The 11,045-nt window shown below is 69.7% G+C and carries 8 protein-coding genes; 6 read left to right on the forward strand and 2 right to left on the reverse strand.

The features are described 5' to 3' along the window. Positions 1–61 precede the first annotated feature (61 nt). Both ABNF97_RS16600 and ABNF97_RS16605 read right to left on the reverse strand, forming a co-directional pair. Positions 62–1,495, reverse strand: a complete 1,434-nt coding sequence (locus ABNF97_RS16600; protein ID WP_130463752.1) for an oligosaccharide repeat unit polymerase — start codon at positions 1,493–1,495, stop codon at positions 62–64. A gap of 86 nt (positions 1,496–1,581) precedes the next feature. Continuing rightward, on the reverse strand, positions 1,582–2,988 hold the full coding sequence (locus ABNF97_RS16605; protein ID WP_130463753.1) for an O-antigen polysaccharide polymerase Wzy: 1,407 nt from the start codon (positions 2,986–2,988) through the stop codon (positions 1,582–1,584). Between the two features lie 219 nt (positions 2,989–3,207). On the opposite strand from ABNF97_RS16605, the gene ABNF97_RS16610 reads away from it, so the two are divergent. The 6 genes from ABNF97_RS16610 to ABNF97_RS16635 all read left to right on the forward strand — a co-directional run bounded on the left by ABNF97_RS16610 (position 3,208) and on the right by ABNF97_RS16635 (position 10,992). Then, positions 3,208–4,290, forward strand: coding sequence for a glycosyltransferase (locus ABNF97_RS16610; protein ID WP_130463754.1), 1,083 nt, complete (start codon positions 3,208–3,210; stop codon positions 4,288–4,290). A 118-nt stretch (positions 4,291–4,408) separates the two neighbouring features. Beyond that, the gene (locus ABNF97_RS16615; RefSeq protein ID WP_349339053.1) at positions 4,409–5,704 is read left to right on the forward strand and encodes a hypothetical protein; all 1,296 of its coding nucleotides are present in this window, start codon (positions 4,409–4,411) and stop codon (positions 5,702–5,704) included. A 170-nt stretch (positions 5,705–5,874) separates the two neighbouring features. Then, positions 5,875–7,776, forward strand: coding sequence for a polysaccharide biosynthesis protein (locus ABNF97_RS16620; RefSeq protein WP_130463756.1), 1,902 nt, complete (start codon positions 5,875–5,877; stop codon positions 7,774–7,776). Positions 7,777–7,949: 173 nt separating this feature from the next. Next, positions 7,950–9,014, forward strand: coding sequence for a Gfo/Idh/MocA family oxidoreductase (locus ABNF97_RS16625; RefSeq protein ID WP_165436808.1), 1,065 nt, complete (start codon positions 7,950–7,952; stop codon positions 9,012–9,014). Positions 9,015–9,101: 87 nt separating this feature from the next. Continuing rightward, complete coding sequence (locus tag ABNF97_RS16630; protein ID WP_349339054.1) at positions 9,102–10,229, forward strand: DegT/DnrJ/EryC1/StrS family aminotransferase; 1,128 nt, start codon at positions 9,102–9,104, stop codon at positions 10,227–10,229. Positions 10,230–10,362: 133 nt separating this feature from the next. Further along, on the forward strand, positions 10,363–10,992 hold the full coding sequence (locus tag ABNF97_RS16635; protein WP_130463759.1) for an O-methyltransferase: 630 nt from the start codon (positions 10,363–10,365) through the stop codon (positions 10,990–10,992). The last annotated feature ends 53 nt before the right edge of the window (positions 10,993–11,045 follow it).

Genomic DNA, 11,045 nt, shown 5'->3' on the forward strand with positions numbered 1-11,045 from the left:
GACAACGGCGGCGCCGGGTTGACTCCTCCCCCCGGCGCCACCGGCGCTCCCGGGGCCTCGCCTACCCGCTGGTCTGATGGGTCAGGATGGACCCGCCGTGCGCACCGGTGCGGCCCGGCACGGCGGCACCCTCGGACCCGGCGGACCGCCGACCCCGGATGAACCAGGACGCCGCCCAGAGGACGGAGAACTGGAGAGCGGCGGAGAGCAGCGATCCACGCAGGAGGATGATCAGATAGAACGGCAGAATCCAGTCCATCCCGGACGGCTTTCCGCCGAGCAGGCCGATCTGGACCATGCGGTCGTCGCGGCGGCGTACCCACCAGCCGAAGCCGAACATCCCGACGATCAGTAGCGGCCAGCCACCGTTGATCAGAAACTCCGCGATCAGCGGGGAGGAGATGTTGGTGAAGGGGTATCCCATCTGCTCGGCGATGTAACTGCCGGTGGCCGCCGGCTTCTCCGACCACCTGTCCCGGGGCACCCAGAACAGGGGGACGCCGAGCAACTGCCATCCCCATTCGATCCCGTTCCTGGCGATGATGTCGACCGAATTGCTGATCTGGATGACCGCGTCGAAGTCTCCCGAGGTCAACGCCTGCAACGGGGCGAAGCGAGTCTCCACGCCACCCTGCCGCCGGAACGCGTCGGCGAGCGGAAACAGCAGCGTGAGGCCGGCCAGGAAGGCGGAGGCGGAGGCTCGGACGCGCCACGGCGTGGCGTACGCGCCCAGTGCCGCCGCCATGCTGAGAATCACCGTGCCGCTGTAGTAGCGCGGGCTGCTGATCGGATTGACGGAGAACAGCAGGACGCAGCCGACGACGGCCAATAGTGCGTATCGCGGGGGTTCTCCCCGATCGGTGCGCTGGCGGTTGACTCCGAGCAGTCCGATGAAGACGACGAGCAGCGGCAGGGTGAAGACGGCCACCACGAAAGCGGTCAGCCCGTTACCCGGCCACCTGGCCACCTGGGCGGCCCACAGCTCCTCCCGGGTCAGTAGGACGGTGCCCGGGCCGACCCGGATCAGGTAGTACAGGTTCAGGAGCAGGCCGAGCGCGGCCAGATGGTGGATGCGCCGCTCGTCGACCAGGGGGGTGCGCGCCGGTGCGTCGGCGGTGGGTCCCCTGGCCGCCAACCGAATGCCGAGCATCGCGGCCGACGACCCGATCAGCACCGCCCACATGGCGTCGTCGTTGTAGGCGGTGTCGAACCAGGGGGTGGAGGTGGAGAACGTGGCGGTCTGGAACTGGACGAGGGCCGCGAGCCCGAGGAAGACATAGGTGAACGTCCAGAAGCTGAACTCCATGAGCCGCCGTTCGCCGATCCCGATCAGCCAGCCGAGCCGCGCGCCGACCAGCACGAGGACGCAGACCGCGAGCGCGGCGGGTGTTCCGCCGGCGCCGCTGGCGAGAAGGGCAGGGAACAGGCCACCGAGCAGCAACGCGAGGATCAGCGCACCCGCGAAGGCGCCGGGCGTTCGCGTACCCCGCTCCACCCTGGGCCTCCCACCTCACCGAACTGGTCCCCGAGCACGGGTGGCGAGCCGGACCAGTCCGTTCGCGTTTCCCGGCCGCCACGGTTTTAACGCCGGGAGACGGCACACGTAACGACCTCCGCTCCGGAGGTGCCCGGCCGATCGGCGAACCCGGTTTCGCTCCGGTACCGGCCCGGCGCCGTCCGGACCGCCGGCGGACGTCGACGACGGGCGCGTTGCGCGGCCGCCGCCCCGGCGAACGCGCAGCCGAGAAGGACACCCGGATAGAGCACCCCTTTGACGGCGCCGAGGGTGTCCGACCGGAAGCCGTAGGGCAGGGTGCTGGCAACCACGGCGTACAGCACGTTGATCGACCGACCGCCGAGCGGCGAGAACCTGGCATAGATCCATGCGATCAGTACACCCGCCACGAACGGCACGATGAACGCGCCCACCGTGCCGAAGTTGATGACTCCCTCGGCCGGCAGGCTGAACCCGTAGCCGGTGCTGTCGCTGGTGAGGCCGGAGCGGAGCCGGAACTGGAAGGCACCGGTGTCGACGGGCGGCCCGAAGATCGAGTTGGCCACCGGGCCGGGCAACTGTCGGATCAGGCCAGCGAAGATGGTGGCGCCGTCGAGGTACGGACCACCACTCATCAGGGTCGCGGTGATCCCCGTCGTGAAGGTCACCGAGCCGAGGTCCTGCACGAACGCCGAGGTGACCGGCACCGGGCGAGGGCCCAGGATGACGGTCACCCGGTAGAGCACGACGACGTACGCGAAGATCAGGATCGCGGAGAGTCCAAGGACGGCCCGGATGCTGGCACCCCGCCTCCTGGTCATGAAGACGAGAACTGCTATCAGGATGGCGAGCGCCGAATGTCGCTGGCCGTTCAGCCCGCTCAACGCCACGAGGGCAGCCACCAGGCTGCCCTCGGAGACCGACAGCACGCTCTTGCCCTGCTGGAAGCGGGCCACGAGGATCAGGATCACCGCCGTCAGCCCGAGGATCACGTTCACCACCGAGATGCTGTCCATGAGGGTGACGGTGTCCTGCCCGATGCCGCGGGTGAGCACGGCCTTGTTGAGGTAGTTGTGGGCGGCGAACCCCAGCGGCACGAGGATGATGACCATTCCCGCCCGCTCCAGGAGCCGGGGGTCGATCGCGTCGTCGGCGAGCGCGACCCGGCGGGCGAACGGGATCGCGGCGCCGAGCGTGAAGCCGAGCACCGCCAGCGCCATGAGTTGCGGCGATTCCGGGGCGATGAGCGACGACTCGAGGTAGCCGAGGTCGATATCCGAGAGCGAGAGCCACAGCGGTGGGGCAAGGCATGCCACGGCCACATAGATCGAGGGGAAGAGGAGGGGGTGAAACGGGTCCACGTGGCCCGCCAGGCGGGAGCGCCGACAGCCCACGACGGCACCGAGGGCGGCCACCGCCACGGCCGCCGCGAATACCATGATCTGGAATGAGCCCTGCACGACCGCCACAATAAACACAAAATGGACAGCCACCGGCCGCGTCGACAAAGTTGTCCGCCGAGCGGTACCGCGGCCCGGCCCGGAAAAACGTTGAGAAAACTTCGGCAAAAAACGTTTCCCGCACGCAATTCACGGATTCCCGTGACCTTTGGCCTATCCGGAAGTTAACTCCGGTGCCGACGGGACGACACGACACGCTCCTGGCACCGCCGGTCGACGGTCGTGCACAAGCCAGGAAAGGCCAAAGACGAGATGATCATCTATATCCTGGAATGCCCGACGCCGCACCACACCCCGACCCTCAACCGACTGCACCGCACATTGTCCGAGGACGTTCGAGTCTTCTATCTCTTCGGTCCGGACAAGACGCGGGGCTGGGGCGACGTCGCCATCGAACACCAATGCGAGGTCCTCGACAACCCGCGCGCCTGGCTCGCCCTGAGCCGGATGCTGTTGGCGCCCGGGCTGCGGGTGGTGTGCGTGTTCGGCTATCGCGGTACCGCGAGGATCATGGCGATCCTCCTGGCCCGACTCCGCCGACTCCCCCTGGTGCTGCGCGCCGCCGCGAACGTGCATCTCGAACTGCCCCGGTCGCCCGCCCGGCGGCTCGCCAAGCGCTGGTACCTGCGTACGTTGCTCGGGCAGCCGGAGGTGTGGACGATCGGCTCGGCTAACGCCGCCTACTGGAAGTCGTTCGGCCTGCACCGACACCATCTGATCCCGTACTCCCTGCCTCGGCTGCCCGACGGCGCGGCGGACGCACCGGCCCTGCGGGAACGGCTGGGGTTGCAGGGACGGTTCGTCTTCGCCTTCGTCGGGCGGCTCGATCCGGTCAAGGGTCTGGACGACCTGTTGACGGCGTACGACACGGTTCGCACCCGGACGCCGACCGGTGCCACCGCCCTGGTGATCACCGGGCAGGGCCCGTTGGAACCGGAGATCCGCCGCTACGCGCAGCGGCACGACGACTGCCACTTCCTCGGATCGATGCCGCAGCACAAGGTCGGTTCGGTGTACGCCGCAGCCGATGTCTTCGTGCTGCCGTCGACCTACGAACAGTGGGGCTGGGTGGTGAACGAGGCGCTCGGCTTCGGCACCAGGATCATCGTCTCCGACGTGGTCGGCGCCGCCGACGATCTGTGCACCGACGCGACGGGCCGACGGTGCCGCCCCGGCGACCCGGCGAGTCTCGCCGAGGCGATGCTGGCAGAGTTCGCGATGGGGCCGCACCGGGCCCCCCGGCTGGCCCCGGTCAACATCGCCGACTCCATGGCGGAGCGACTGCGCGACCTCGCGCCGCTCCGGCAGCCGATGCCGACCCTTGAGAAATCCTGACCAACTCGCCGGGATGCCTCAGACCCCGCAGCCCCCGGTGCCCGCGCACTCCACCCGATCCGAAAGCTCCGCACCCGGCGGCGCCCCGCCGGGGACGGATCGGAGGAAGCCCGCGGGCGTGCGCCGCAACACCATCATCGCCTCGTCCTCCAGCATCATCAACGGAGGGCTGAACGCGGTGATGCTGGCGGTCAGCGCGCGCCAGGGTGAGACCGCGGAGATCGCCGCGTACACCCTGATGACCGCGATCCTCGCCTGGGTCGCGATCGCGACGGCGGGAGGTTCGTCGCTCCTCTACGCCACGGGTGACGAGTCGGAGCGGCAGGCGGTCCGCAGCCAACGTCTGCTCATCGCCGTGCCGAGCCTCATCGCCGCCACCGCGCTGGTCACGATCGCCTACACCGGCCGCGGCTACAGTCCGGTCTCCCTGGCCGCGGCAGGCGTGGCGTTGATCGGCAACAGTCTCTTCGAGCTGCAGTCCGCCGATCTGGTCCGGCAGTTGCGGTTCGTCCTGGGGGCTGTGGCGGTCTGTGGGGGGAAGATCGTCGCGCTCGCGCTCGTCCTCACCGGTACGCCGCTCACGATCGCACTCGCCGTGATGTCGGTCGCGCAGTTCGTCATCGTCGAGACACTGCTGTGTCGGGGCTCCCTCCGGCGACCAGCGATGTGGCACACGCTCTCCGCCCGGCTGGCCGCACGGGCGTTTCTGATGAACCGGCAACTGTTCGTCGTCGGCATCACGAACGTCTTCACCTGGCGCGGCCCGAGCACCGTGCTGTCGCTGGCGGCCCCGCCACAGGTGGTCGGCGAGTTCGGCGCCATCGTCGGCGGCATCCAGGCGCTCTCCGCGGTGTTCCACGACGGCCTGCGGGTGCCGATGGCGATCCGGACCCGCCGCCGCCACAACCTGGGACCGACCAGCGGGACGAGCCGGGACGGCGAGGTGATGGTCGTGGCCGCGTCCATCGTCGCCGCCGTCACGGTGATGATCGCGGCCCCGTGGATCACCACGGAAGTACTCGCCCTGCCCAGCCCGGAGGCAGCCACCTGGCTGCGACTCCTCGCCCTCTCGCTGCCCTTCCTGACGATCGTGTCCGCGATGAACCTCAACCGCATCGGCGACGGCGACTACCGTGCGGCCACCCGGCTGTCCCTACTCCTCGCCGTCCTCACGGCTCTTCTCCTGGCTGGACAGTTTCCGGGCTTCGACGCGCTGTCCGCCGCTCGTACCCACCTGGGAGCTGCGGCGGTGACCCTCGGCATCCTCGCCGGCCTGGCGGCGTACGGGTACGTGCGGCGGGTCAGGTCGGGAGCAACCGGCCGCCTGATCCAGGATCGCCGGCGGCCGGGCGGGTCCGGTTCCCCGACCACCGGCGAGGGTCTCCGGGAGCACCCGGAGGAGGCCAGAAGGTGAATCAGAAATCGTATTCCTAATACCGCCAGAACTGGTGTGAATAGTTTGCTCTCGGAAAAACATGAAACATCGGGTGTTCGGGTCAATCAAGCACTAAATATGTAGGAGCCGCCAGAAGGTGCCGCATCGGCCGGTCGCGTCGGCCCAGACCCGCATGAGGGAGCCAGTACATGTCGCTCACCGCAGAGACTCCGCGCCCCGTTCTCACACCCCCGGTGCGACGGCAGGCATGGCGTCGGACGGTCGCGCTGATCGCCAGTGACACGGCCGCGTGGATCGCCGGATTCACCGTGGCCGCGTGGGCGCGTTACGAACTGGCCCTCACCGCGGGCGCTCTCGTCCGGGTCTGCGCCGTCGGACTGATCGCCGGCATCCTGCATGTCGTGGCGTCATGGCTCTGCCGCCGCTACTGGGGACGGTATCCGCTGGGTAGCCTGCCGGAGGTCCGGGTGCTGGCGTACACCGCCATGGGCACCGCCGCGCTGCTCCTGACCGGCCTGCTGCTCCTGACGGAGCGGCCGATCCCCGCCAGCGTGCCGCCGGTCGGCGGCACCGTGGCCCTGCTCGGCATGTTGTCCCTCCGGATGGCCTACCGCTACCACCGCGACCGGTCGCTGCGCCCCACCATTCCCTCGGCCACCCCGGTCCTGCTGTTCGGGCTCGGTTCGGCCGGTCAGGCGCTGCTACGCGCCATGGTCAGCGACCCGCGCAGCCGGTACCTGCCGGTCGGGCTGCTCGACGACGACCCTGACAAGCAGCACCTGCGCCTGGACGGCGTCCGGGTGCGTGGCGGGCGCCGCGAGATCGCCGTCGCCCTCAGGGAGTCCGGCGCCAGCACCGTCATCTTCTCGGTCGCCAACGCGGACGCCGAGCTGATCCGGGAGGTCCGGGCCGCCACCCTGGCCGCCGGCGCCGCCTTCAAGGTCCTTCCGCCGGTACGTGAGCTGGTCGACCGGCAGATCAGCGTGACCGACGTACGGGACGTGGACATCAACGACCTGCTCGGCCGCAGGCACGTGGTCGCGAACCTACAGAGCGCCGACACCGGTCTCACCGGCCGGCGCATCCTCGTGACCGGCGCCGGCGGCTCTATCGGCTCGGAGCTGTGCCGACAGATCGCCCAGGCCGATCCCGCCGAGCTGATCATGCTCGACCGGGACGAGTCCGCACTGCACAGTCTGCAGATGTCGATCTCCGGCCGCGCCCTGCTGGACAGCTCCGAGTTGATCCTCGCCGACCTGCGCGACGCCGCCCGAATCACCCGCATCATGACCGAGCGCCGCCCGGACATCGTGTTCCACGCGGCCGCGCTGAAGCACCTGCCCCTGCTGCAACAGCACCCCGGAGAGGCCGTCCAGACCAACGTGTGGGGCACGCTCGCAGTCCTGGAGGCGTGTCGGGGAGTGGCCAGGTTCGTCAACATCTCGACCGACAAGGCCGCCAACCCGATAAGCGTTCTCGGTTACTCCAAGCGGATCACCGAACGGCTGACCGCGTACGCCGCGCAGAACTCCGCCGGGACATTCCTCAGCGTCCGCTTCGGCAATGTTCTGGGCAGCCGTGGATCCGTGGTCACCGCGTTCCGGGCGCAGATCGAGGCGGGACTGCCGATCACCGTCACCCATCCGGACGTGACCCGCTATCTCATGACCGTGCAGGAGGCGGTGCACCTGGTGCTCCAGGCCACGGCGATCGGCCGCGACGGTGAGGCCCTCGTACTCGACATGGGCAGGCCGGTCCGCATCGACGACGTCGCCCGGCAGCTCGCCGCCCAGACGCCGAAGCCGCCCCAGATCATCTACACCGGTCTGCGCCCCGGCGAGAAGCTGCACGAGGACCTGTTCGGCTCGGGCGAGGTCGACGTGCGGCCGCTGCACCCGCTGATCTCCCACGTCCCGGTACCGGCGCTGCACCCGGCCGAGGTGACCGCGCTCGACCCGCACGCCGACCCGGACAAGGTGATCGAACACCTCGCCCGGCTCTCCGCCCAGCCGGACCAGGGCACCCGGATCGGCGCGCCGGAGGTGCCGACCACCCCCGGTCAATGGACCTCGACGTTCCCCTCACCGTGAGACGGTCGGGAAACAGACAAATCGCTGGCGAGTCGCAGAGCACCGGACAAAAATTCAGGTGAATTACCGCATATCGGGGTGCTGACACTTCAGGGTCCAGCGCCGACGACGACGCGCACGACAGCCTTGACCCCCGATTCCGGGAGTACCTGATTGTGGCTAAAAGCATTGGATTGGTCGGATTTGGTTACTGGGGCACTAATATCGCCCGCAATCTCGACAAGCTGGCAGGTCCCCGCTGGCGCTATCTCGTCGACCCGGTCCCGGAGCGGCGGCTCGCCGCCGCGGAACTCTATCCGCGGGTCCGGACCACCGACGATCTGGACGAGGCACTGGACGACGACGAGGTGGCCGGCATCCTCATCGCCACCCCGGCACCCAGCCACGCCGCACTGACCCGGCGGGTCCTCGACGCGGGCAAACACGTCTTCGTCGAGAAGCCGCTGGCGATGTCGGTCGCCGACGCGGTCACGCTGGCCGAGACCGCCGACCGGAACGGGCTCGTCCTGATGGTCGGACACACCTTCGAGTACGTCCCGGCGGTGGAGCGGATGCGCGAGTACATCCGGTCCGGCGAGATCGGCGAGCCCCTGCACCTGCACTCGCAGCGGCTCAACCTGGGACGCATCCAGAGCGACCTGCACAGCTTCTGGTCGATCGGCCCGCACGACGTCTCCATCGCCAACTACCTGCTGGGTACCGAACCGCGCTGGGTCGCCGCCCAGGGCGGCCGGTACCTGCACGACGGCGTCGAGGACGTCGTCTTCGTCACCGTCGGCTATCCCGGAGACGTCGTCGCACACATGCATGTGAGCTGGCTGGACCCGGCCAAGACCCGCCGCACGACCGTGGTCGGTACCCGCCGGATGCTGGTCTACGACGACCTGCTGCCCGGGGCCCGGCTCACCGTCTTCGACAAGGGCGCGGAGCCGCTGGAGCCGGACCGGCACGGGGTACGGCGGTACCGGCTCCGTGACGAGGCGACCCACGTGCCGGAGCTCTCCACAACCGAGCCGCTCGCCCGGGAACTCGCCCACTTCCTCGACTGTGTCCGCACCGGCACCCGGCCCCGCACCGACGGCTGGAACGGGGCCCGGGTCGTGGCGGTGCTGGAGGCGGCCGACGCCTCGCTCCGGGCCGGTGGCGCCACCGTCTCCGTGCCGCCGATCGAGGTACCGCCGATCGCCCCGCCCCGGTTTGGGTACCCGCAACCCGACCTGACCCCCGCCATCCCCTGAGCCCGGTCACCGCCGCGCCATCCGCCCCGGCACTCTCGCCGGCCGGCGCGGGTAGCGGCCCGCCATCCGTACCGAACAGGAGCCCGCATGTCTCGAATTCCCCTGGTCGACCTGGCCGCCTCGTACGACCGGCACCGGCACGCGATCGAGCCGGCCGTCCGGACCGTGCTGGCAGAGACCCGGTTCATCCTCGGACGGGAGGTCGGTGAGTTCGAGGCGGCGTTCGCCGAGTTCTGCGGCACCCGGCACGCCGTCGGCGTCTCCTCCGGCACCGCGGCGATCCATCTGAGCCTCGCCGCGCTCGGCGTCGGACCCGGTGACGAGGTGGCGGTGCCGGCGCACACCTTCGTCGCCACGGCGGAGCCGGTGACCTGGCTCGGCGCCCGGCCACGCTTCGTGGACGTCGACCCCGCGACCGGCAGCATGGATCCCGACGGGCTCAAGGCGGTCATCGACCGGGTGCGGGCCGTCGTCCCCGTCCACCTGTACGGGCTCCCCGTCGACCTCGATGCGATCGGTGCGCTCGCCCGGGACGCCGGGGTGCCGTTGATCGAGGACGCCGCCCAGGCTCACGGGGCCGAGTTCGTACACGACGACGGATCGGTGGTCCGCGCCGGGGCGTACGGCCGGATCGGCTGCTTCTCCTTCTATCCCGGCAAGAACCTGGGGGCGTTCGGCGACGCCGGAGCGGTCACCACCTCGGATCCGACCCTCGCCGACACGATCCGACGCCTCTCCGACCACGGCCGCGTCAGCAAGTACGAGCACCTCACCGTCGGCTACGCGGCACGTCTGGACACGCTCCAGGCAGCCGTACTCGGGGCGAAGCTGCGCACGCTGCGGGAGGACAACCAGCGGCGGCGCGACCTCGCGGCCGGGTACCGGTCCCGGCTGTCCGGGGTGGGTGACCTGGTCCTGCCGGCGGAGCCGGCGAACCGGCGCAGCGTCTACCACCTCTTCGTACTCCGCACCCGGCACCGTGACGGGTTGCTGGCGCACCTTCGGGACGCGGGCATCGGCGCCGGGGTGCACTACCCGATCCCGTTGCACCTGCAGCCCGCGTACGCCTCGCTCGGTCACCGACCCGGCGACCTGCCGGCGACCGAGGCGTGGGCCCGGGAGTGCCTCTCGCTGCCGATCTACCCCGAACTTCCCGACGAGCACCTGGAGACCGTGGCGGCCGAGGTCCGCCGCTACTTCGAGACCGCCGGCTGACCCGGCCGGTGCGGCACACCGCTGCCCGTCGGGCGAGACCAACCCGCCGTCCGCTCGTTGAGCCATACGTCCCGACGGTCGGTCACGTCCGCCGGGGCGTCGGAGAAGTCAGCCAGGACAGCTAGGAGGGGCGGTGCGCACGATCCGGCACTGGACACCGCGCTACGTGGTCGGTCGCGCCCGCAGCGAGTTCTACCGGCGGACCCACCCGGGCATTCCCTGGCTCACGCCCCGGGCCGTCGAGACCCTGGACAGGATGCTCGTCCCGACCGACCATGGCCTGGAGTTCGGCTCAGGTTCGAGTACGGTCTGGTTCGCCCGCCGGGTCAGCCATCTGATCAGCGTGGAACACGACGCGGCGTGGCACGACAAGGTCTCACTCGAACTCAAGAAGCACTCGCTGACCAACGTCGACTACCGGTTCGCCCCGCTCGACGTGCCGCCGGAACTCGGCGATCAGAGCGAGTACGCCCGGGTGCTGCTCGAACTCCCCGACGGCTGTCTCGACTTCGTCCTCGTGGACGGCAGGTACCGGGACCACTGCGCATGGTTCGCGTTGTCGAAGCTCGCCTCGGGCGGACTGCTGATCATCGACAACGTGAATCGGTATCTCCCCTGCGACTCGCACGCGCCCGCCTCCCGCCCGCACGGAGCCGGACCCGACGGCCGGGTCTGGACCACTGTGCACCGGAGCATCCGCGGGTGGCGCACCATCTGGACGACGGACGACGTGGCGGACACCGCCATCTTCGTGAAGCCCTAGCCCGGTGTGGTCGGGCGTCGTCGCCCGATTTGACAACGTCCTCCCCGTCGCGC

This window comes from Plantactinospora sp. B6F1, assembly GCF_040120695.1.
In the GTDB taxonomy this organism is placed as follows: domain Bacteria; phylum Actinomycetota; class Actinomycetes; order Mycobacteriales; family Micromonosporaceae; genus Plantactinospora.

Coding starts and splice junctions, on each gene's coding strand:
- ABNF97_RS16610 (WP_130463754.1), top strand. CDS start 3,208: ATGATCATCTATATCCTGGAATGCCCGACGCCGCACCACACCCCGACC.
- ABNF97_RS16620 (WP_130463756.1), top strand. CDS start 5,875: ATGTCGCTCACCGCAGAGACTCCGCGCCCCGTTCTCACACCCCCGGTG.
- ABNF97_RS16630 (WP_349339054.1), top strand. CDS start 9,102: ATGTCTCGAATTCCCCTGGTCGACCTGGCCGCCTCGTACGACCGGCAC.